This is a genomic window from Streptococcus sp. 53 (genome assembly GCF_013276565.1).
In the GTDB taxonomy this organism is placed as follows: domain Bacteria; phylum Bacillota; class Bacilli; order Lactobacillales; family Streptococcaceae; genus Streptococcus.
The window spans coordinates 11,814-33,312 of record NZ_VMLG01000003.1 but is presented as its reverse complement, the minus strand read 5'-3'; the positions used below and the strand labels follow the sequence as shown (position 1 = coordinate 33,312).

Genomic DNA, 21,499 nt, shown 5'->3' with positions numbered 1-21,499 from the left:
AAGCTGTGTACTATTTATGATATAATTAAGTTACTTAGAGGCAAGCCCTCATAATTTTAGACTTTGCACCTTAGCGTGCCAGGGGAAGTAACTTAACCGTTGCTTCCCTTTTCAAAACCAAAAAAATCCCCACGCTCTCAAACTTTGGCGAGTCTGAGCGTGAGGATGTACTGTATAAGGAAACGACCATTAAAAAGGTAGTTTTCTTATACTCTATTCTATCAAGAAATGAGGTGAAAATCAATGTGGATGGAAGAACTTTCTAACGGAAAATACAAATTTTTTGAGCGATACAAAGACCCTTATACCGAGAAATGGAAAAGGGTGTCTGTAACCCTTGACTCTGGATCAAGCAGGGCTAAGAAAGAAGCTCAGAAACAACTGGATGAGAAGATAGAATCCTTACTGCAAAAATTGACTACTGCTTCTGCTCTCTTTCACACAGTCTTCGAAGAATGGTGGGAATTTCACCAGAAGCAAATTAAATTGAGTACGTATAAGACTATGTTAGCTACCTACAACCGAATATCCGATAAAGTTGAACTAGGTACTAAATTGGAAAATATGGATGTACGGCTGGTTCAAAGATTGATTGATACTGAAGAATGGACATATACCCAAAAATACCGTGTCAAATCAATTCTAAACGTCTTCTTTGACTATGCTATCGACCAAGGTTTTATCGAAAATAATCCTGCTAGGAAAGCGAAATTGCCTAGAAAGAAACAAAGCTTAGAGCAGATGAAAAACGCAAAAGATAAATATCTAGAACCAAAAGAATACAAGGCTATTTTAAAAGAACTCTATCGAAAAGATATTACATTACGATACGCCTTGGCATGTGAGTTTATGATCCTGAACGGTTGTCGTGTCGGTGAGTTAGCTGGTCTTACACTAGACAAATATCACAAAGATAGTAAGACATTAGATATTCATACTACATTTAATCGATACATTCCAGACGATGATGGAACTAAGACTTTTGCCAGCTTCAGGACGACACACCTCACAAAAAGAGAGATTGAAATACTTGATAAAATGATTGAATTAAATCGTCTAAGCGAAACAACCGATAAGAATTGGCATAAAAGCGACCGCATCTTTGTTACAAATACGGGAAAGCCCGTTCATAGCTCCATCCTAAGCAAGTCTCTCCAGCGAGCAAATGAACGCCTTAAAAAACCAATTCCTAAACATCTATCACCTCACATCTTCAGACATACAACTATTAGCATTTTAGCTGAAAATAAAATTCCTCTAAAAACAATCATGGACAGGGTTGGCCATTCTGATTCTGAGGTCACCACTTCCATCTATACCCACGTCACAAAGAACATGAAAGATGAAGCAATCAATGTACTGGATAAAGTTATGAAAAAGATTTTTTAAAAAGTTTTGCCCCTTTTTTGCCCCCTAAATACAAAAATAGCCCTTCGGATAAAATCCGAGGGGCTAGAAACGTTGTTAAATCAACGATTATTTTTTAAGGTTGTAGAATGATTTCAATCCACGGTAGATTGAAACTAGAGTAATACGCCGCGACTTCTAAAACTTTTCTAAAAATGAATTTGACTTTCCTAATAAAGTTGTTCAGATTTTATTTCATCTCACTATAATTCAATGATTTTCTAAGAATTCTATTTCTTTCGAAAATTCTTTCAGGTAGCTTTCAAAGACTTTCAAATCAGTCCAAGAAAAAAAGGTTTATAATTTCCATAAAAATTGACATGGAAATTATAAAACCATTATTAGTTTAACCCTTGTTGGTAACGCGCCAATTCGGCTTGGTTAGCCCAAACATAGTGGCCTGGACGGATTTCTACCATAGATGGTTTATCAGTCTCATAGTCGTGTTGACTTGGGTCGTAAACCTTCAAGACCTTCTTGCGTTCCAAGATTGGATCTGGGATTGGTACTGCTGAAAGTAAGGCTTGAGTATATGGATGAATTGGATTGTTAAACAATTCTTCTGTTTCTGCAACCTCTACAATAACACCCTTGTAAATAACCGCGATACGATCTGAAATAAAGCGAACAACCGACAAGTCATGAGCGATGAAGAGATAGGTCAAGCCGAGCTCTTTTTGGAATTTTTTGAGCAAGTTCAAGACTTGGGCACGAACAGAAACGTCCAAGGCTGAAATGGGCTCATCCGCAATAACAAAATCTGGTTGCATGACCAAGGCACGGGCAATACCGATACGTTGACGTTGACCACCTGAGAATTCATGAGGGTAACGGGTCAAGTGCTCAGCAAGAAGCCCCACTTCACGGATAATATTTTTAACTTTCTCTTTACGTTCTTCTTCATCTTTGAACAGATGATAATTATAAAGACCTTCAGAAATAATATAATCAACAGTCGCACGTTCATTCAAACTTGCCGCAGGGTCTTGGAAAATCATCTGGATACGACGAATCAATTCTGCAGCTTGTTCACGCGATTTCTTACCATTAATCTTTTGACCCTCAAAAATAATATCACCATTACTTGTGTCATTGAGACCGATGATAGCACGACCAATAGTTGTTTTCCCACTACCGGACTCACCTACAAGCGAGAAAGTTTCTCCCTTGTTGATAAAGAAGTTAGCATTTTTAACCGCGACAAACTTCTTACTTCCTTCACCAAAGGAAATTTCTAAATCTTTGATTTCTACTAATTTTTCAGACATTTCCTTCCTCCTAGTCTTCCAGATGGGTAAATCCCATTTTTTCACGGATTTTATCGTGGAGATTTGCAATCACAGCTGGTTTTTCTACTTTTGGAGCATCCTCATGAAGAAGCCAAGTTTTAGCCCAATGTGTCTCTGATACTGAGAATTGAGGAGCTTTTTGTTCGAAGTCAATCTGCATTGCATAGTCTGAACGCAAGGCAAAGGCATCCCCTTTCAAGTCAGTATAAAGTGACGGAGGTGTTCCTGGGATTGAGTAAAGATCCCCTTTATCATCAGCAAGCTGAGGTAAGCTAGACAAGAGACTCCATGTATATGGATGGCGAGGGTCATAGAAGACTTCCTCAACAGTTCCATACTCAACGATTTCTCCTGCATACATAACCGCTACCTTATCCGCAATACTTGCTACCACACCAAGGTCGTGGGTAATAAAGATTGTTGTGAAATGATACTCGTTTTGTAAAGATTTTAGCAAATCAATAATCTGAGCTTGGATGGTTACATCCAAGGCAGTCGTTGGCTCATCACAGATTAAGACATCAGGTCGGCAAGCAAGGGCAATGGCAATAACGATACGTTGACGCATTCCTCCAGAATATTGGAATGGGTATTCATCAAAACGTCTATCTGCATCTGGAATCCCAACCTTATTCATGTAGTCAATGGCCAATTCTTTCGCTTCTTTAGCTGTTTTTCCTTGGTGTTTTACAATCACTTCTGTAATCTGACTACCAATTGTTTTAATGGGGTCCAAACTAGTCATTGGGTCCTGGAAGATAGTCGCAATCTTAGCACCACGAATTTGTTCCCAATCCTTGTGAGAAGATAAGGCTGTCAAATCTTGACCACGGTAGTCAATACTTCCTTGGGCAATGCGACCATTTTCTTCAAGCATACCTGTGAAAGTTTTTGTCAAAACAGATTTTCCTGATCCTGACTCACCTACCAAGGCTAATACTTCTCCTTCAACTAGTTCAAGGGAAACGCCGCGAATGGCTGTCAATACTTTGTCACGAACGTCAAATTCCACGACAATATCGCGAGCAGTCAAAATTACATTTTTTTCTTTTGTCATTTCTACTCCTATCTATGTGTACGTGGATCACTAGCATCCGCTAAGTTTTGACCAACTACGAAAAGGGACAAAGATACCAAGACAAGGGTTGTCAATGGAATCCAGAACAAGTAAGCATTGGTTGTTACGTTTTGTGAATAATCTGAAATCAAACGACCCAAACTTGGCACTGTAATCGGTAATCCAAGACCGAAGAAAGACAAGAAGGCTTCGTATGAGATAAAGCTTGGAAGCATTTGGGTCATGGTTGTCACAATAACAGATACCAATTGAGGCATGATGTTTTTGGCAACAATCTTCAAGGTTGGCGTTCCCAAAGTACGTGACGCCAAGTTGTATTCCAAATCACGGTAACGCAAGATTTGCACACGAATCATGAAGGCAATCCCAATCCATGTTGTTACACTCATGGCAAAAATCAGATTCCAGAATCCAGCTCCGATTGAGTAAGTCAAGACAATGACAATCAAAAGAGATGGGATGTTTGAGATGACGTTATAAACTTCCATCATCACGCGGTCAACTGATTTTGAAATTCCCCAAATACCACCGACAAAGACACCGATAACCAAGTTAATCACTGTCGCAATCACAGAAATGAGGATAGAGTTACGAGCTCCGAACCAAACACCGTCAAAGAGCGATTTACCGTTACTGTCAGTACCGAACCAATGCTCAGCATTTGGCTTAATATAACGAGCACTAAAGTCGTTTACCTTGCTGACATCATTGAAATCAAACTTAGAAAACATTGGGTAGATGAAACTCATCAAAATGATGGCTACCAAGATTCCCAACATGACTACAGTTGATTTCTTCTTCATAAATTGTCTAAACACTGACTTCCAGTAAGAATATGCTGGCGCATCAATAGTTTCAGAGGCAAAATCGTCACGTTTTACAAACTGAAATTTTTCTTTATCGATTGTAGACATTATTTGCCTCCTTTCTCAGTCAATTTAATACGTGGGTCAATAATGGTCATCCAAATATCTCCTAAAAGAAGGGAGAAGATAGAAATACATGTAAAGATAAAGACAAGACCTACGACCATAGAGTTATTAGATGCTTTTACAGAGTCAATCAACATTTTACCCATACCTGGGAAGGCGAAGACTGTTTCAGTAAGGGTTGCACCACCGATAACCCCAATAACGGCACCAGGAATTCCTGAAACCAGCGGAACCATGGCATTTTTAAAGATGTGTTTGTTTGAAATTTCTTTTTCAGACAAACCTTTTGCACGAGCAAAACGAACAAAGTCTTGAGATTGCAAGTCAATCATGTAACGACGAATCCAAATAGCTGTAGCAGGAGCACCCAACAAACCAAGGATAACTGCTGGTAAAACATAAGAACGCCAATCTCCAGCACCCAAGATAGGGAACGAATCTGGAAGACCAATAGATGATCCAATCAAACGAACGATGTAAACCAAGGCAATGGTTGGAAGAGCAAGCAAGAAGGTCAAAGCCCCTGTTGAGAAGCTATCGATCCAAGTGTTCTTGAAACGAGCCATGGCTGAACCAAGTGGCACTGCAATCGCATAAGAAATCACCAGACCAATCAAACCAGCAATAGCAGAGCTGACAATCATAGATGGATATTGGTAATTACTTTCAGTCGCTGTATAAGGATCATCTTTCCCATAGCTAGCTACTTCACGAGAGTCAGCCTGACTAGGTGACTTGTAGGTTCTTGAGTAAATATTTACAGAAGACGTTTTCTTACCTGTTGGGAACTGAACTTGAGCAGTTTTGGTTTGTCCTTGACCTTGAGTAATAACCTGAAGAACTGGTGTATTAGCATAGGTTGGATAAGAGTCACCTAAATTGATATTCACAAAATTTTGATGCACAAATGGGAACTGACTGTTGAAGTACAAGAGATATTTATGTTTAGTACCTGAACCGACCAATGACCATCCGATAGCTGGATCATTTTCGAAACGAAGGTAACGTTTCAAGTCTGGATTTTCAGGATCTTGAATTTTATTTGTATGGTCAATGTCAATCAAGTTAGCATAGAAGTGAAAAACACGTTCAAAAATTGGAATTTCACGAGTAGCATAAAATTGACCACTTTCAGTAAATTCTCCCAAAGTCCAACCATGACCTAATTGATTGATGTACTTTTCATAAATAGCTTTATTGGTCGCATTTGCCTCTACTGTTACAGAAGAATCCATGCTACTTGCCTTTTCTTGCAACTCCTTAGTATCGTAATACTCAATGTAGCCCATACGCTCAAACACAGTATTTTCATAGTTATCACGTTTATCAGCCGTTGTCGCGATTTTATTATAGTTAGGATCCTGCTTGAAAATCAATTTTCGAGGAACCAAGGTATAGATAATCGTGTAGGTCAAAGTCGTTACTAAGAAAATCGAAACCAATGACCGCAAAACACGCATAAAAATATATTTTTTCATATTATTTCCTTTAAAAATCCCAAAAGAACCTTCTCCTCATGGAGAGAAAGTTCTATTAGAAATTATTTACTTCACATGACTTGCCAATTCTTTTTGAGCTTTCTCATTTGATTCAGCTTTTTCTTTCAACCATTTTTCACGAGCTTTTTCATACTCTTCTTTGGTGATTGCTTTTTCACCAACTTCAGTGTACTTCAAGTATCCTGAATTTTCACCTTTAAGACCAGATTCAGAATATGATGAGCTAAATGGTAGAACTTTTGAAACATATGAAACGGCTGTTTCTTTAGGAGAAGCCATTACTGGAATTGTCAAAGCATTGTCAGTCAACCAAGCTTGTGCTACCGCGTATTTTTCATAACGTTTTTGAACATCTTGGTTTTCGCTGTTTGCATCATCAAGTAATTTTCCATAGTCAGCTAAAGCAAGTTTGCTTACTACTGATGCATCAGTGTTTTGGTCAATACCAAGGTAAAGGCGAGTGTTTCCTCCCTTGATGACAAACTGATCCAAGAAAGTAGAAGGATCTTGATAGTCAGGATTCCATCCTAGCAAGGTGTGGATATCCCAATCTTGCTCTTTAGCTGTTGGAGCACTAAATGAAATTGGTAAAGCTTCTGCTTGAGTCATTTGTTGCAAGTCTACAACAACATTATCTGAACCCAATACTTTTTCAATTGATTGTTTCAATGATTGAACACGGTTTACAACCGCTGTTGATTCTTGGATAACCAAGGCATCCAAGTGGATTGGGAATTCAACACCTTCAGCTTGTAGGCTTGATTTTGCTTTAGCAAAGACTTCTTTAGCTTTTTCTTCATTGTAAAGGCCATTTTGAGAATCTGCTAGAGACACGTTTGACCAAGTAGAAGAATTTGTCTTAGCCAAGCTATCTTGTACCAATTCACCAAATGTTTTCTTACCAACTTGAAGATTATAAGGTGCAAACGTATTACGGATGGCTACTGCAGCTCCATCAGTACCATTTGTTTGAGCTGAGTAAGAATTGCGATCGACCGCAAAGTTCAAGGCTTGACGGAATTCCTTGTTTAGCAATGCTTTCTGAGTAGATGTCTTTTGGGCATCACTTGTTTTGGCAGTGTGGTTATAGGTTGTACGGCCATAGTTCAAGCTGACAGTTGCAACACCCGCTCCTGGTTCATTAAAGTAAATGTTATCTTTGAAGTCAGCTGCATATTTTTCATATGTAGAACTTGTAGGGAAGATACGAGCCTTGCTATATTGACCATCAGCAAAACCTTTAGCAATCACATCTTGGTCCTTACCATCCCAGAAAGTGAACTTAACGTTCTCAATTTTTACATTTTCTTTGTCCCAGTAAGCATCATTTTTAGCCATCTCGATAGATGATTTTGGAGTTACAGATTTTAAGACAAATGGACCGTTATAAAGAATAGAGTTAGCATCGGTTGGGGCACCAAAACCTTCCCCTTTTGAAGTTAAGAATTCTTCATTAACCGGCATCAAAACACCACTAGTGGTCTTGTCATTCCAGAAAGTTTCTGGCTGGTTCAAGGTATATTCTAGTGTTTGATCATCAAGCGCTTTTACTCCAACGGTTGAAAAATCGCTTGTTTCACCCTTGATATAGGCTTCTAATCCCTTAATAGAAGAGCTAACGATTGAAAGTCCTTTTGATTTTCCATCTACGGCATGTTTCAAACCAGTAACGAAGTCTTTAGCAGTTACAGGAGCGTATTCTTCTCCCTCTGCTGTAACCCATTTAGCATCCTTACGGATTTTATAGGTATAAGTCAAACCATCTTTTGAAACTGTCCATGATTCAGCAATAGAAGGAACCAAGTTACCATATTTATCATTAGCCAACAAACCATCTACAGCATTTGTTGTGACGAATGATGTTGAATCGATATTGCTGACGATATAATCCAAAGTTTCTGGATCTGTTTGATAAACATATTGGTAATCTTTTGCTAATTTAGCATTATTTGAACTAGTGTTTGAACACGCAGCTAGAACTCCTGACGCTAATAAGGTAGCTCCCGCTACAGCAAGCACTTGACTTTTTTTCATTTATTTACTCCTCTTATAAATAAAGTATAGGTTATCATCAATTATATCATAGATTTCAAGAAAAGTAAACGAATTTTCAGAATATTTAGGCTTATTGATACAAAAAATCTAAAAAAGCTATTGACTGAAAATCATTTTCAAGGTATAATAATAAACGTTAAGGCGGTATAGCCAAGTGGTAAGGCACGGCTCTGCAAAAGCTTGATCGTCGGTTCAAATCCGTCTACCGCCTTTCAATACCGAATTTATCGGAATTTATCAAGACAAAAAAGCCCGTAAAATAGGGCTTTTTTATTTTTATTTCATGATAAAAAAGGACAACTTTAAAACACTTTTGGGGCGGATTTGGGGGCTGAGTTTTTCGAGGATACTATTCCCTTTTGAAATCAACTGAAAAAAGCTTTGTCACTCCTGGTGACAAAAGCCTCTAGTTTATTCTGTTTCTTCTTCTATTTCAACTTCGGTAATTTGGACTTTTACCTTGGTAACACGACCATTTTTCACTTTATCATTGGTTAGGATAAGCTGTTTGTTTTGGCTGACCAATTCATAGCTGAGTTTCTCAGTCGTTGGAATGGTCCCAACTCCTGTCAAATAATAACCAGCGATGGTATCAACGTCATCACTTGCCAGTTCGACATCAAAGTAGTCATTAAAATCATTGAGATTCATGGTACCTTGAACAATATAAGTATCTTCTCCGATTTGATGAACTTCGATTTCAGCCTTATCTGTTTCGTCATCGATTTCCCCAACGATTTCCTCTAGGAGGTCTTCAAGTGTCACCAAACCAGCCATCCCACCGTATTCATCTAGCAAGATTGCCATTTGTCTTTGGGTATTGCGCAGTTCTTTTAACAAGTCATCCACAAAAATAGTTTCAGGAACAAAAAGTGGATCTTGTAAAATTCTCTTCCAAACAATATTGTCAAAACCGTCCACAAAGCCCGCCTTAAGGAGACTCTTGGTGTGAATAATCCCAATCACGTTATCCTTGTCTCCATCATAGACAGGGATACGAGAATAATTTTGTTTTAAAATACTTTGGATGACGGTTTGACTATCATCCTGAATATCGACCATAAAGGCATCCGTTCGAGGAACCATGACTTCTCTGGCCATTAATTCGTCCAGTGAAAAAATCCCTTGTAACATTTCAATTTCGTCAGCATCTAGTGTTTCTTCACTATTGGTCAACATGTACTCAATTTCATCACGGGTCATTTTTTCATCAGCATCGTCAAAGGTCATCGGAGTCAAGCGACTCAAGAGATTGGTAGATGCAGACAAGAGCCAAACAAAGGGACTAACTAGTTTCCCAAGCCCAATGATAACTGGCGCTGTACGAATCGCCAAGGCATCCTTTAGATTAAGAGCGATTCTCTTAGGATACAATTCCCCAAAAACGATGGAAATATAAGTCAAAAATGCTAAAGATAGAAAACTTGCAACGGCATAAGCTGTTTCACCATTTCCAAGCCAAGATGCAATTTCTCGTCCTAGAGTTTCTGCCAAACTCGCCCCGGATAAAATCGTAATCAGGGTAATCCCTACTTGAATGGTTGATAAAAAGTGGTTAGGATTTTCTAGTACCTTCAGCAGACGAATATAGCGTCTATCTCCTTCTTCTGCCTTTTGTTCAACCCGCGCACGATTAAGAGAAACCATGGCCATTTCTGTGGCTGAGAAAAAGGCATTTAACACCGTCAAGATAAACAATAAAACAAATTGTAGCAACAAATTCTGACTACTTGGGTCTTCCATAGTTCTTCTCCTAAAATAGTAACTTATCTTTTATTATATCACAAAATCTAGTCCAGTACATATTATTTTTTATCAGTGTCTATTGTACCCCTGCTTAAACTAGTAAAAAAGAACCCCTACATCCACAAGTGACATAGGAGTTTATTTTGTATTTTACTGAGTAACAGTCACTTCTCCAGTTCGGTAATCCAGTTGAAGCCCCTTTTGAACATTGGGAACTAGAACATTGAATTCCAATTCTCCGTCTGAAGACTTGGCTTCAATCTGTGAAGCTGAAGGAACTAAGTCCTCGTTTGTAGCGTAATAAAGGGTTACACGGTAACGGACACGCTTGTTTTGGTCTAGGGCTTTACGCACCATACTTTCATAGTAGTTTTGCCCTGTCGAATCCTCGGCCTGCGCCTGATTTGCCCAGGCTGTTTGAACAGCAATGTTTTTAGGATTGCTTGTCGAGGCATCAAAACCATCCAAGCCACCGATTAAGGCATAGCCTAACAGATGACCTCTATCAACTGCATGGGTATAAGAGCCCTTTAGATTCTTAACCTGATGCCAACCTGGAGGAGTCCATGAAGTCGAACCATTCCCAGTTTCTTCACGATTCTTGTACTGACGAGTAGCCTTAGACAAGAGGGCATTAGCCACGGTTGGAACAGTTTCCTTGCCCACTGTCTTTGTTTTATTATCAGCGTAGGGCTTACTTGAAACCTTGGCATTTAGGTTTGTTTTATTACCATTGACGATAAAAGCACCAGCCCCGTTCCACTCCAGACTCCCTTTTATTTGGCTTTTGACTGCATCTGTTAAGACGCTTTCTGCCAATTCTTGACCAGGCGCGTCTGGTGATTGACTTTTCTGACTTATTTTTGTCTTAGCAGCCTGATTGCCTAGTTCAGTCTGCTTAATATAATAGCTCCCCGCAGATAAGAGCAATAACACTAGTAAACCAATCAGTGTCTGTCTTATTTTTTTGTTCATATTTCTCCTTATCTTTAGAAAAAGGCTGGTCTCCCAGCCTAATTTCCTGTAAATTTATGAATCAATTCCTGCCATTTTGCTGGAGACAGGATAGCCCATGGATCTTGACCCTTGCCCAAGATTCCATAACCTACCATTAGACCGATTCCTAGGGCTAAAACACCTAAAATCAGTACTATGATGACTAAAAGTAAACGCTTGACTACATAGCTTGATTTCTTATTCATCTTCATCACTTGCCTCAATCCGCTGAATCTTAGCACCTAGCTGCGCCAATTTCTCATGGAAACGGTAGTAGCCTCTATCCAAGTGGACTAATTTACCGACAACGGTTTCTCCTTGCGCTACCAAACCTGTCAAAATCAAGGCTGCGCTGGCACGAAGGTCAGTTGAAAGAACTTCTGCACCCTGCAAAGGTTGTCCACCAACAATACGAGCTGTATCACGGATAATCTCAGAATGCAATCCCATACGTCTCATTTCTTCTAGGTGTTGGAAACGATTTTCAAAAACTGTCTCCACCATGGTTGATTCCCCTTTTGCGACGGTCATCAAGGCTGTAAATTGGGCCTGCATATCCGTTGGAAATCCTGGGTGGGGCAAGGTTTTCACATGAACAGCTTTTAGATTTTCTAGTTGAGAGCGAACTCGAATGCCTTCAGTCTCCTCTGTCACCTCCACTCCCATTTCAAGCAATTTGGCAATCAAGGGACGGTTGTGCTCCCAAACAGCGTCTTTAATCAAGACATCACCACCAGTCATAGCAGCAGCTACCATAAAGGTTCCTGCTTCGATACGGTCTTGGACTACATTGTGAGTCGTACCATGAAGTTTCTCAACACCGGTAATGGTAATGGTCTCTGTACCAGCACCCTTAACCTTAGCTCCCATTTCATTGAGGAGAATGGCCAGGTCAACAATCTCAGGCTCACGCGCAGCATTTTCAATCACTGTCACACCATCAGCTAGAGTCGCTGCCATCATCAAGTTCTGAGTAGCACCAACACTTGGGAAATCCATATAGATATGAGCTCCATGTAAGCGATCCGCCTTGGCTTCGATGTAACCAGCTGTCTGACTAATCTTAGCCCCCATAGCTTCTAGACCTTTCAAATGAAGATCAATAGGGCGGCTACCAATCGTACAACCACCTGGCATGGATACCTTGGCATGACCTACACGGGCAAGAATTGGTCCCAAGACAACGATAGATGCACGCATCTTGCTGACATACTTATAAGGGGCTTCCTCAGTGATGTCGCCAGTAGCATCCACCTCGACAAGATGAGCCTCCTCATCAAAATCTACCTTGGCATTCAAACCACGAACCACCTGATTCATAATAAAGACATCCGACAAGATGGGTACATTCTGTAAGACTGTCTTTCCTTCACTGGCTAGAATAGTCGCTGCCAACAAGGGTAAGACTGCATTCTTTGCTCCTTCGATCGTAACACTTCCTACCAGACGATTATCGCCACCTTGAACCACAATTTTGTCCATACTCGTTTCCTTTACTCTTGATTTTATAATAATCCTCTAAGCGCTTCTTGCCACAACTGATACAGGCTGATAAAGAAAGAACTCAAGATATAGCCCATTACAATGCTGAAAAGAGCTAGCAATAAATGAACTTTTCTTGTATTCTCATCTGTCACTTTTAAAACCTTTTCCCATCTAACAAGATCCTTTAAAAGGTAAAAACTCACATAGATAAAGAGCATGTGACTGCTTAGAGTGAATAATAATTGAACCATTTGACTATTATACCATCTTCCCTGTTTGCGCGCTAGTTTGGAAATTCCCCTCAAAATCTATGGATTGTTTTTCAAGTAATCAATTGCATCTTGTAGGGTTTTAACAGGCACGATTTTCATATCTGTCTTGATTGTTTTGGCTGCTTCTAGGGCTGTTTGGTAGTTGTTTTTTGCATCCGGGTGTGCTTTTTGTTCTTCTTCGCTAACAGGGTTATCAGGAGCAAAGAAAATAGCGGCACCTGCCCTAGCCGAAGCTACAACTTTCTTGTCAATACCTCCAATATCCCCCACATTCCCATCGCGGTCAATGGTACCTGTGCCGGCAACAATACGACCATTACGAAGACCTGGGTGAGCTATTTGAGTATAGATAGCTAGACTAAACATGAGACCAGCACTTGGGCCGCCAATACCAGCTGTTGAAAAGCTAATTGGGACATTGCTGATTACCTCTGTACGATCAATCAAGCCGATTCCAATCCCATTTTTTCCATTTTCCAAGCTGATAATCTTTCCTTCTGCAGACTTGGTTTGCCCATCCTCTTCATAGGTCACCTTGACGGAGTCCCCTAATTTTTGAGAACTGACGTAATCAATCAAGTCTTTGGAACTATCAAAGGTCTGATCATTGACTGCTGTGACCGTATCAGAGATATTGAGAATCCCTTTAAAGGTTGAATTATCCGTCACATTCAAGACATAAACCCCAAAGTACTTGAGTTCGATATCCTTACCAGCTGTTTTTAGACCTTGATACTTGGCCATATTTTGTGATGTTTGCATGTAGAATTGATTAATCCGCATAAATTCAACATCGGAAGAGCCACCTGTAGTCTCTTGGGCACTACGAATATCTGTAAAAGGCGTCAACCACGCATAAATCATATGGGCTAAAGTGGCATGCTGAACACCAACCGTAACGAATTGATAGGCACCAGCTTCCTTATCTTCTGTGTCATTTACTTTGAGGACTTGGCGAATATCTTCCGAACCACCTGGAACCTCTATATAGTAGGGCAAAGGCACCACAAATGCCAAGAAGGTCACAATCAAGGCCGCAATGACATATAAGGGCCATCTAATCTTTTTTTTCATTTCTTATTTCCTCCAAAATACTCTCGGGAACATGGCAGGCAATATCCTGACCAAACTTCAAAAGTTCTCTAACGCCTGATGAACTGATATAGAGATGTTCAGGCCGGCTATGTAAATAAATAGTCTCTATATCAGGAGACAGCTGATGGTTGTAGTAATCAAAACTGGCTTCATATTGCAAATCCGTTGCATTTCTCAAACCCCGCACTAGACAAGTAGCCCCCAGTCTTTTTGCGACATCAACTACCAATTCATCATGAGAAGAGACGACTTCAACATTCCCCAAATGTTCCAAAGCCTTTTCTAACCCCCGTTTACGACTTTCGATAGGGAGAAATCCTTGTTTGTGGGGATTAAAAAAAATACCGACATAGAGCTTATCAAAGAGTTTGCTAGCCCGTTCAATCATATCCAGATGCCCATTTGTCATCGGATCAAATGAGCCTGTGAATAAGCCAATCTTATCTGACATAAACTGTCACCTTACTGATTCCATAAATTTTTTCCTTCCAGATGCCCAGGCAGGCAATTTCTTCTGGAAGCTCAACGGCCTTATCCGTCTCACACACGACCATGACATCTTCAGAAAAAAGCTCTCTCTCAGCCATTTTTTCAATATCTGCTACGATTTGTTCCTTGGCATAAGGAGGGTCTAAGAAGATGAGGTCGAATTCCCCAGATACCTGTTCCAATGCCCTTTCTGCATCCATCTTGAGGAGTTGAAATTTTCCAACTTCCTTGGTCATCTGAATATTTTCAGCTACGATAGCCTGAGCCTTACGGTCTCGTTCCACCAAAACAGCGCTGGACATGCCACGCGATACTGCCTCGATAGATAAACCACCACTACCTGCATAAAGGTCCAAGACTCGTCCCCCTTCAAAGTAGGGACCAATCATGTTAAAAATGGCTCCCCTAACCTTATCCGAAGTAGGTCTTGTCGTCTTTCCTTCTAGTGTCTTGAGGGGACGTCCCCCATAGATTCCTGATACGATTTTCATACCGTTTATTATACCAAATTATGGGCGAAAAGAGAAAGAAAACCGAACCTTGCGGTTCGATTCTCTACAAAATATTTTCGTAAGTATCGCGGACTTCTTGAGGCCAAACACTTGTTTGCACTTCTCCGATGTGTTTCTTGCGAAGTAGGAACATGGCCATCCGAGATTGTCCAATTCCTCCACCGATTGTCAATGGGAATAGGCCGTTCAACAAAGCCTTGTGCCATTCCAATTCTAAACGGTCTTCATCACCTGTGATGGCGACCTGACGGCGAAGCGTTTCTTCATCTACACGAATCCCCATAGAAGACAACTCAAAGGCTCCACCTAAAGACTCATTCCAAACAAGAATATCACCATTTAGACCCTTGTAGCCATTTTCAGACTCACTTGTCCAGTCATCGTAGTCTGGTGCACGTCCATCGTGCGGTTTACCATCTGGCAACTCGCCACCGATACCAATCAAGAAGACTGCTCCAAATTCTTTACAGATAGCATTTTCACGCTCTTTTGGTGTCAAGTCTGGGTAGCGTTCTACCAACTCTTCTGTGTGGATAAAGGTGATTTGTTTTGGCAAGATAGATTCGATGTCATAGCGGGCTTCAACAGCTAGCTCTGTCAGGCGAATAGCCTTGTAAATCTTCTCAACTGTTTCTTTTAGATAAGCGATGTTACGCTTACCATTTGGGATAACCTTCTCCCAGTCCCACTGGTCAACATAAACAGAGTGGGTCGCATCCAACGAGTCTTCGTCTGGACGAAGGGCCTTCATGTGGACGAAAAGACCTTCACCTTCACCGAAACCAAAACGAGCCAAGGTATGGCGTTTCCATTTAGCAAGGGAGTGCACCACTTCATAAGTAGCATCAGGGATTTGAAGAACCTTGACCGATACGGCGTTCTCCACACCTGATAAGTTGTCCTGCATCCCGTCGCCGACCCTACTCAAGATAGGACCTTGAACTTCGACAACTTCTAACTTATCTTTCAAATACTGGGTAAAAGTGTTTTTGACAAAGGAAATTTCTTCTTGTTGGTGGATAAAACTTTTCTTCATAAACTACTCCTCAAAAATTAGTTAAAAGTATTATACACCTATTTCTAAGAAAATGAAAGAGAAAATATAAAAAAATCAGTGTCACTCAAAACACTGATTTCATAGACCTTTTAGTCATTGCGACCGAAGATACGTAGAATACTTAGGAAAAGATTGATAAAATCAAGATAGATACTGAGAGCCATTGACACAACCCAACCTGTCGCTACACGACCTTGTGATTGTTCATAGGCGAGGCGAATCTTTTGGTTATCCCAAGCAATCAACCCTGAGAAAACCAAAACCATGGCCACGCTAATCATATAATCAAAGAAGCCACTAGCCAAGAAAATATTAACTACCATAGCAATCAGTAAACCGATAAGAGCTGCCATCATTGCTCGACCAAGCCCACTCAAATCTTTCTTGGTGAAGATACCAACTGCCGCCATGACAAAGAAGAGAAGGGCGCTCGATACAAAGGCAGATAAAACTGTACCCGGAGTATAGAAAGCCACCACAAAACTAAGGGTAAAGCCGTTTAAAACAGAGTAAAGTAAAAATACTGGAAGAGCAGCTGGACTATTTCTTGAAGCCATGCTACTGGCAACGAAAACCAAAGCTAACTCCGCAAAAGTAGCAATGGTCAACCAGAGACGCCCCTGCATCAAAAAGTAAACCAACTGAGACTGAAAGACCGTCAACATAAGGCCTGATACCAAAGCAGATAGTCCGATTCCCAGACCAACAAAGGCATAAACCTTAGCGTAAAATTGATTGAGACCTGCACGGTCATGTATAATAGTGTGATTCATCCTTTTCTCCTTTTCTATGAACATCTTTCCTTGATTATAACAAAAAAAGTTAAAATTAGCTTAAATGGAAGATTAAAATACCGGCCGCAACGGCAACATTCAAACTCTCTGCCTGCCCCTTCATACTAATGTGGACCAACTGGTCTGCACTTTCAGCCATGAGGGGACTAATTCCTTGACCCTCATTTCCCATGACTAGTACAAAATTTTCTATAGAAAGCAGTTCTCTGTAATCAACAGAATCTTTGGATAGGGTTGTTGCTAGCACAGGGATAGCTGCCTTTTTAGCTTCCTCAAAAAGCGCTTGGCTCGACATCCGGTAAATGGGCAGATGGAAATGACTGCCTTGCATGGAACGTAGAGTCTTGAGACTGTAGATGTCTGCCGACTTATCTGAAACAATCACTCCTGTATAGCCTGCTGCATCCGCAGTTCGAATGATAGTTCCCACATTACCAGGATCTTGCACATCTTCCAAAAACAAGAACTTGCCCTGACTAAAGTCAGCTTGCCCTACTTCTTCTTTTTGAACGACGGCAACAATTCCCTGTGGAGTCTGAGAATCCGCCAAATCTAGCAAAATATCCTCTGACACCCAGACAGTTTGCGGAAAAGCAGCTAACTGATCTCGGTAATTTTCTAAGGCAAAGATTTTCTCAATCGTCACTCCAGCTTGAACAGCTTCTTCAAACAAGTGCCAGCCTTCAATCAAATAAGCAGACTTGCGGTATTTTTTTTTGTGTAATTTCTTGGCATTTTTTACCACAGAGTTGGCTTTTGAGGTTATAATAGTCATAGAAATATTATAACACAATCAAAGGAGTTTGGTATGCAAAAGGTTAGAATGATTGCCCAAGGTAGGGTGCAGGGAGTCGGCTTTCGTTGGGGTGTTTACAGCTTGGCACTTGAAATTGGTGGCATCACAGGTCGAGTATGGAATAACGACGACGGAACAGTGGAAATTTTAGCCCAAGCAGACTCATCTGCTACCATGGCAAAATTTATCCAAGAAATCCGAAAAGGACCCACACCTTTTTCAAAAGTCAGCTACTTAGATGTCAAACTAAGTAACTTTCCTCCTTACCCTGACTTTAAAATCGCAAATTAGGTCTCTAGAACTATTGTATATTTTGTAAAAAAACAGTAGAATAGAAAGGTATAATTTTAAAAGAAGGAATAAAAACAGTGAAATCTATTAAACGTTTTGCACTCTCAGCTATGGGAGTGGCTATGTTGCTAGTCTTAACTGGCTGTGTTAGCGTCGATAAAGCCACAGGAAAGCCAATAGGATTTATTTGGAATACTATCGGAGCGCCTATGGCTGAAGCTATCAAGTACTTCGCTACTGATCAAGGTCTAGGCTTTGGTGTCGCTATCATCATCGTAACCATTATCGTGCGCTTGATTATCTTGCCACTTGGTATCTACCAATCATGGAAGGCAACGCTTCACTCTGAAAAGATGAACGCCCTCAAGCACGTCCTTGAGCCACACCAAACACGTCTCAAGGAAGCGACTACTCAAGAAGAAAAACTCGAAGCCCAACAAGCTCTCTTTGCTGCTCAAAAAGAGCACGGCATCAGCATGTTTGGTGGTGTAGGATGTTTCCCTATCCTCCTTCAAATGCCTTTCTTCTCTGCAATTTACTTTGCTGCCCAACATACTGAAGGTGTTGCTCAAGCAAGTTACCTAGGAATTCCTCTAGGCTCTCCAAGTATGATTTTAGCTGCCTGCGCTGGTGTCCTTTACTATCTTCAATCACTCCTTTCCCTTCACGGAGTAGAAGATGAAACGCAAAGAGATCAAATCAAGAAAATGGCTTACGTGAGCCCAGTCATGATTGCCGGCTTCTCCCTCATCTCACCAGCTAGTGTCACACTTTATTGGGTTGTCGGTGGTTTCATGATGATTCTCCAACAGTTTATCGTCAACTATATCGTTCGTCCAAAACTTCGCAAAAAAGTCCGTGAAGAACTAGCCAAGAACCCACCAAAAGCACGTGCTTTCTCTAAACCAAGTGGACGAAAAGACGTTACCCCTGAACAACCAACTGCTATCACAAGCAAGAAAAAACACAAAAATCGCAACGCTGGAAAACAACGTTCGAGATAAAGCTACGTAAATTATCCAATAATTAAAAAACGAATGAATGATAAATAGTTTTCATCAACTAGATATCATCATTCGTTTTTATTATCTACCGTTACATCTTATACTAGTCGAAAAAGTTAAATAGTTTAAAAACTCACATATAAAAACGATTCAATCATAAATTAACAAGTAAATCACTATGATTTAATACAATTCACAGTTATTAAAACTTCTGCTCCCGCGTCTCTATTTCTAAGCTCAACTCGGCCTTTGTGTAGTTTTGCAACTCTACATACAAAACTAAGTCCAATACCATAATGTTGCTCTTTATACGATCTAGCTTTATCCATACGATAAAATAGCTTCCCAAAATGATTTAAAACTTCATCTGGAAATTCCGAACCATTATTCCATATACCTATTTTCAATTCTTTCGCCTCTTGCTCTACCCTAATTTTAATTTTAGGATTCTGTTTATCTGCATACTCCAAAGCATTTGTTAAAATATTTTGTATTGCACGAATCAGAAGAGATGGATTTATATAATAGTTTTCAGTTCCTTTCACATTTTGTTCAAAAGAAAACTTCATCTGATTTTTTATCAAAAAAGAGACTTCTTTCTCTAATTCATTGATGAAATCTGAAGAGGAATACTCCGTCCAACCTGTCTCATCATCATAATAGGTTTTAGAATAGTGAATCAATTGATTGAAATAATCTAGTAACTGTTGACTAGCTCTTTCTATATCTGCTAAGCATTCTTGAGATTGGTCGTTTTCAGTTATCGTCTGCAAAAATTCCACATTTCCCCTAATAATGGTTAAGGGAGTCTTTAAATCATGAGAAGCTGCTGAAACCTGAAACATCAAATCTTCTTTCTGCTGTTTCTCATCAACTATTAATTGTCGAATTCTATCTTGCATCACAATAATCCGATTTCCTGTCTCACGAAATTCTTTAACCGTTAAACCTTCTGTACATTCCCTCTCCAACCACATACTATTTTCATAAATCAAAGTCATTTCATAACTCAGTTTTTTCAACAATTTTCCAATGTGATAACTTATTAGAACAATCAATAAAACACAAATATATATCCATGATGACACATTGAAAAAAATTGATAGAACACCACTATTTTTTAGAGGTTTCCCGTCTTCATTTATTTGTATAGATACTGAAGCTAAGGGAATAAGATAGGCCATTAGTAAGCCAAGACTAAACTGCCAAATAATTCTCCAACAGGTTTCTCGAATTAATTGTCTAAAACTTTTGATTCTACCCATTGATATCCTCCACCATACAAGGTTTTAATTGGATTTAATTGATAAGGTTTCAGCTTTTGACGAATTTGATAAATGTACTCTGAAACCGAACGTAAAAGTGCTTCTGAGCTTTGTGGATATAGATAATTATAAATTTCCTCTATAGAGTATATTTTACTTGGGTTGCTTGCCAAAAGATACACTATGTCAAATTCCCTCCTTGTCAGAGCAATCTTATCATCGCTTACAAATAGTTCCTTACTATCCATATATAGTATAAACTTCCCAATCTTTATTTGATGAATATTTCCTTTAATCCGTTCTTCACGACGCAAGTGCATTTTAACACGTGCTAACAATTCTTGCATACTAAAGGGCTTCATAATATAATCATCAGCACCTGCATTGATTCCAGCTACTAAATCTTCATCCATATCCTTGGCAGTTATAAAACAGATAGGAACAGTTATCTGCTCGCGAATCATCTGACAGATTTCTAAACCACTAACAGGCATCATAATATCTAATAAAATCAAGTCAAATCCTGTAAAATCACAAAGATCAATCTCTTCTATCTTATTTCGTATGACTACTTCATATTTTTCATATTCTAGTACTTTTTTTATTAGGCGAAGAATAGCAAGATCATCATCTACCACCAAAATTTTATAAGCCATAACTCACCCTCCTAACTATATTATAGCACTAACCGAGAAAAAGACAGGACATCCCCTGTCTTTAGCGTACATTTCTTCCTATTAGTATCAGTGTAGCAAATAGAAAAACAATTAATAACCAAACTATTTGTATCCCCAAGCCTTGCCACACTGGATAATAAAGCGACAAGGGATGGGTATAAAAACAATTCATACTAGCTAGTAATGGTAAATTTCTAAAAAAAGAACTGAATTGTAGTAACATTTGTCCCAACCCCAATAAAAGGGATAAACTGATTCCCAGAATTAAGATAAAAGACTGGGAAATAAATACAAAAATACCACTTAAAAGAGAGAATGTTAGAATAGAAATACATACTGGAAATAGGATTTTCAGAACATTTTTAATATCGCTCAAAAGATTGATATTGTAGTATCCTTGGGCGAGTAGTATACATAATGATATTACAGCGACCAATAGGATAATTTCAATACATAATAGAATAGCTAGTTTAGATATTATAAATTTCAAACGGTTTGGACAGGTAAGAAAACTGGTACGAAGGCTAGAACCTGTAAATTCTTGACCTATAAATAGAACCGCTAGACTAACGAAACCTGCCTGTCCTAAATAAAGACTTTGCAGTAGCTGTTCCAAAACAAACTGTAGAATCAACTGGTCTGGCTTACTATTTAAAAAAATAACTAACGCTGGAACACACAGTAATAGAGCACCTATAATCAACCAGTGCCAAGGATTCATCATAAACTTGAGATACTCACTTTTAAGTTGCTCTTTCAA

Annotated in this window: 22 protein-coding genes and 1 tRNA gene; 4 read left to right on the top strand and 19 right to left on the bottom strand. The window is 39.5% G+C overall.

Annotated elements, in window-relative coordinates; genetic code table 11:
- The first annotated feature begins 249 nt into the window (after window positions 1-249).
- Window positions 250-1,389: a site-specific integrase gene (locus HT722_RS00655; RefSeq protein ID WP_205380488.1), complete on the top strand. Its 1,140-nt coding sequence runs from the start codon at window positions 250-252 to the stop codon at window positions 1,387-1,389.
- Window positions 1,390-1,748: 359 nt separating this feature from the next.
- Here the strand turns inward: HT722_RS00655 and HT722_RS00650 are convergent, their stop codons facing one another.
- From HT722_RS00650 to HT722_RS00630, 5 genes are all read right to left on the bottom strand, one after another.
- Entirely contained in the window at window positions 1,749-2,675 is a 927-nt protein-coding gene (locus HT722_RS00650; protein WP_173276999.1) for an ATP-binding cassette domain-containing protein, read from the bottom strand.
- A gap of 10 nt (window positions 2,676-2,685) precedes the next feature.
- Entirely contained in the window at window positions 2,686-3,753 is a 1,068-nt protein-coding gene (locus HT722_RS00645) for an ABC transporter ATP-binding protein (RefSeq protein WP_173229297.1), read from the bottom strand.
- Between the two features lie 8 nt (window positions 3,754-3,761).
- Window positions 3,762-4,688 (bottom strand): oligopeptide ABC transporter permease OppC, encoded by a 927-nt coding sequence (gene oppC, locus HT722_RS00640; RefSeq protein ID WP_000103703.1) that lies wholly within the window; start codon window positions 4,686-4,688, stop codon window positions 3,762-3,764.
- On the bottom strand, window positions 4,688-6,184 hold the full coding sequence (locus HT722_RS00635; RefSeq protein ID WP_057488321.1) for an ABC transporter permease: 1,497 nt from the start codon (window positions 6,182-6,184) through the stop codon (window positions 4,688-4,690). The genes oppC and HT722_RS00635 overlap by 1 nt, the downstream gene beginning before the upstream one ends.
- Before the next feature lie 66 nt (window positions 6,185-6,250).
- Window positions 6,251-8,239 (bottom strand): peptide ABC transporter substrate-binding protein, encoded by a 1,989-nt coding sequence (locus HT722_RS00630; protein WP_173276998.1) that lies wholly within the window; start codon window positions 8,237-8,239, stop codon window positions 6,251-6,253.
- Between the two features lie 161 nt (window positions 8,240-8,400).
- On the opposite strand from HT722_RS00630, the gene HT722_RS00625 reads away from it, so the two are divergent.
- A tRNA-Cys gene (locus HT722_RS00625) sits at window positions 8,401-8,471 on the top strand.
- A 200-nt stretch (window positions 8,472-8,671) separates the two neighbouring features.
- Here the strand turns inward: HT722_RS00625 and HT722_RS00620 are convergent.
- The 11 genes from HT722_RS00620 to HT722_RS00570 form a co-directional block, all read right to left on the bottom strand.
- Window positions 8,672-10,003: a hemolysin family protein gene (locus tag HT722_RS00620; protein ID WP_173276997.1), complete on the bottom strand. Its 1,332-nt coding sequence runs from the start codon at window positions 10,001-10,003 to the stop codon at window positions 8,672-8,674.
- 153 nt (window positions 10,004-10,156) lie between these two features.
- Window positions 10,157-10,981, bottom strand: a complete 825-nt coding sequence (locus HT722_RS00615) for a DNA/RNA non-specific endonuclease (protein ID WP_173276996.1) — start codon at window positions 10,979-10,981, stop codon at window positions 10,157-10,159.
- A gap of 38 nt (window positions 10,982-11,019) precedes the next feature.
- Window positions 11,020-11,208 carry a DNA-directed RNA polymerase subunit beta gene (locus tag HT722_RS00610; RefSeq protein WP_025169706.1) on the bottom strand — a complete coding sequence of 63 codons (189 nt, stop codon included), beginning with the start codon at window positions 11,206-11,208 and terminating at the stop codon, window positions 11,020-11,022.
- The gene (murA, locus tag HT722_RS00605) at window positions 11,201-12,484 is read right to left on the bottom strand and encodes a UDP-N-acetylglucosamine 1-carboxyvinyltransferase (RefSeq protein WP_173276995.1); all 1,284 of its coding nucleotides are present in this window, start codon (window positions 12,482-12,484) and stop codon (window positions 11,201-11,203) included. Before murA ends, HT722_RS00610 begins: the two co-directional genes overlap by 8 nt.
- A gap of 23 nt (window positions 12,485-12,507) precedes the next feature.
- Entirely contained in the window at window positions 12,508-12,738 is a 231-nt protein-coding gene (locus HT722_RS00600) for a DUF1146 family protein (protein WP_134990081.1), read from the bottom strand.
- Window positions 12,739-12,795: 57 nt separating this feature from the next.
- Window positions 12,796-13,833: a SepM family pheromone-processing serine protease gene (locus HT722_RS00595; protein WP_138037722.1), complete on the bottom strand. Its 1,038-nt coding sequence runs from the start codon at window positions 13,831-13,833 to the stop codon at window positions 12,796-12,798.
- Window positions 13,817-14,305: a pantetheine-phosphate adenylyltransferase gene (gene coaD / locus HT722_RS00590; protein ID WP_173226037.1), complete on the bottom strand. Its 489-nt coding sequence runs from the start codon at window positions 14,303-14,305 to the stop codon at window positions 13,817-13,819. The genes HT722_RS00595 and coaD overlap by 17 nt, the downstream gene beginning before the upstream one ends.
- Window positions 14,295-14,834, bottom strand: coding sequence for a 16S rRNA (guanine(966)-N(2))-methyltransferase RsmD (rsmD, locus tag HT722_RS00585; protein WP_000706954.1), 540 nt, complete (start codon window positions 14,832-14,834; stop codon window positions 14,295-14,297). Before rsmD ends, coaD begins: the two co-directional genes overlap by 11 nt.
- Window positions 14,835-14,898: 64 nt before the next feature.
- Window positions 14,899-15,891 carry an aspartate--ammonia ligase gene (gene asnA, locus HT722_RS00580; RefSeq protein WP_000748003.1) on the bottom strand — a complete coding sequence of 331 codons (993 nt, stop codon included), beginning with the start codon at window positions 15,889-15,891 and terminating at the stop codon, window positions 14,899-14,901.
- 110 nt (window positions 15,892-16,001) lie between these two features.
- On the bottom strand, window positions 16,002-16,685 hold the full coding sequence (locus HT722_RS00575; protein WP_001016914.1) for a Bax inhibitor-1/YccA family protein: 684 nt from the start codon (window positions 16,683-16,685) through the stop codon (window positions 16,002-16,004).
- 55 nt (window positions 16,686-16,740) lie between these two features.
- On the bottom strand, window positions 16,741-17,481 hold the full coding sequence (locus HT722_RS00570) for an RNA methyltransferase (RefSeq protein ID WP_173226035.1): 741 nt from the start codon (window positions 17,479-17,481) through the stop codon (window positions 16,741-16,743).
- Between the two features lie 33 nt (window positions 17,482-17,514).
- Between HT722_RS00570 and HT722_RS00565 the strand changes: the two genes are divergently transcribed.
- Together HT722_RS00565 and yidC are read left to right on the top strand one after the other, a co-directional pair.
- Window positions 17,515-17,793: an acylphosphatase gene (locus HT722_RS00565; RefSeq protein WP_001174616.1), complete on the top strand. Its 279-nt coding sequence runs from the start codon at window positions 17,515-17,517 to the stop codon at window positions 17,791-17,793.
- Between the two features lie 77 nt (window positions 17,794-17,870).
- On the top strand, window positions 17,871-18,797 hold the full coding sequence (gene yidC / locus HT722_RS00560; RefSeq protein WP_173276994.1) for a membrane protein insertase YidC: 927 nt from the start codon (window positions 17,871-17,873) through the stop codon (window positions 18,795-18,797).
- Between the two features lie 176 nt (window positions 18,798-18,973).
- Here yidC and HT722_RS00555 read toward each other — a convergent pair whose 3' ends face one another.
- The 3 genes from HT722_RS00555 to HT722_RS00545 form a co-directional block, all read right to left on the bottom strand.
- Window positions 18,974-20,062, bottom strand: coding sequence for a HAMP domain-containing sensor histidine kinase (locus HT722_RS00555; RefSeq protein WP_173276993.1), 1,089 nt, complete (start codon window positions 20,060-20,062; stop codon window positions 18,974-18,976).
- The gene (locus HT722_RS00550; protein WP_173276992.1) at window positions 20,032-20,718 is read right to left on the bottom strand and encodes a response regulator transcription factor; all 687 of its coding nucleotides are present in this window, start codon (window positions 20,716-20,718) and stop codon (window positions 20,032-20,034) included. The genes HT722_RS00555 and HT722_RS00550 overlap by 31 nt, the downstream gene beginning before the upstream one ends.
- Before the next feature lie 61 nt (window positions 20,719-20,779).
- Window positions 20,780-21,499: an ABC transporter permease gene (locus HT722_RS00545; RefSeq protein WP_173276991.1), complete on the bottom strand. Its 720-nt coding sequence runs from the start codon at window positions 21,497-21,499 to the stop codon at window positions 20,780-20,782.

Bases quoted from the DNA above. Each gene is read 5' to 3' on its own strand.
- HT722_RS00565 (WP_001174616.1), top strand. From the start codon at position 17,515: ATGCAAAAGGTTAGAATGATTGCCCAAGGTAGGGTGCAGGGAGTCGGC.
- HT722_RS00620 (WP_173276997.1), bottom strand. From the start codon at position 10,003: ATGGAAGACCCAAGTAGTCAGAATTTGTTGCTACAATTTGTTTTATTG.
- HT722_RS00595 (WP_138037722.1), bottom strand. From the start codon at position 13,833: ATGAAAAAAAAGATTAGATGGCCCTTATATGTCATTGCGGCCTTGATT.
- HT722_RS00645 (WP_173229297.1), bottom strand. From the start codon at position 3,753: ATGACAAAAGAAAAAAATGTAATTTTGACTGCTCGCGATATTGTCGTG.
- rsmD (WP_000706954.1), bottom strand. From the start codon at position 14,834: ATGAAAATCGTATCAGGAATCTATGGGGGACGTCCCCTCAAGACACTA.
- HT722_RS00650 (WP_173276999.1), bottom strand. From the start codon at position 2,675: ATGTCTGAAAAATTAGTAGAAATCAAAGATTTAGAAATTTCCTTTGGT.
- oppC (WP_000103703.1), bottom strand. From the start codon at position 4,688: ATGTCTACAATCGATAAAGAAAAATTTCAGTTTGTAAAACGTGACGAT.
- HT722_RS00570 (WP_173226035.1), bottom strand. From the start codon at position 17,481: ATGACTATTATAACCTCAAAAGCCAACTCTGTGGTAAAAAATGCCAAG.
- HT722_RS00655 (WP_205380488.1), top strand. From the start codon at position 250: ATGGAAGAACTTTCTAACGGAAAATACAAATTTTTTGAGCGATACAAA.
- HT722_RS00615 (WP_173276996.1), bottom strand. From the start codon at position 10,981: ATGAACAAAAAAATAAGACAGACACTGATTGGTTTACTAGTGTTATTG.
- asnA (WP_000748003.1), bottom strand. From the start codon at position 15,891: ATGAAGAAAAGTTTTATCCACCAACAAGAAGAAATTTCCTTTGTCAAA.
- HT722_RS00575 (WP_001016914.1), bottom strand. From the start codon at position 16,685: ATGAATCACACTATTATACATGACCGTGCAGGTCTCAATCAATTTTAC.
- HT722_RS00600 (WP_134990081.1), bottom strand. From the start codon at position 12,738: ATGGTTCAATTATTATTCACTCTAAGCAGTCACATGCTCTTTATCTAT.
- HT722_RS00630 (WP_173276998.1), bottom strand. From the start codon at position 8,239: ATGAAAAAAAGTCAAGTGCTTGCTGTAGCGGGAGCTACCTTATTAGCG.
- HT722_RS00550 (WP_173276992.1), bottom strand. From the start codon at position 20,718: ATGGCTTATAAAATTTTGGTGGTAGATGATGATCTTGCTATTCTTCGC.
- HT722_RS00610 (WP_025169706.1), bottom strand. From the start codon at position 11,208: ATGAATAAGAAATCAAGCTATGTAGTCAAGCGTTTACTTTTAGTCATC.
- HT722_RS00555 (WP_173276993.1), bottom strand. From the start codon at position 20,062: ATGGGTAGAATCAAAAGTTTTAGACAATTAATTCGAGAAACCTGTTGG.
- HT722_RS00635 (WP_057488321.1), bottom strand. From the start codon at position 6,184: ATGAAAAAATATATTTTTATGCGTGTTTTGCGGTCATTGGTTTCGATT.
- coaD (WP_173226037.1), bottom strand. From the start codon at position 14,305: ATGTCAGATAAGATTGGCTTATTCACAGGCTCATTTGATCCGATGACA.
- murA (WP_173276995.1), bottom strand. From the start codon at position 12,484: ATGGACAAAATTGTGGTTCAAGGTGGCGATAATCGTCTGGTAGGAAGT.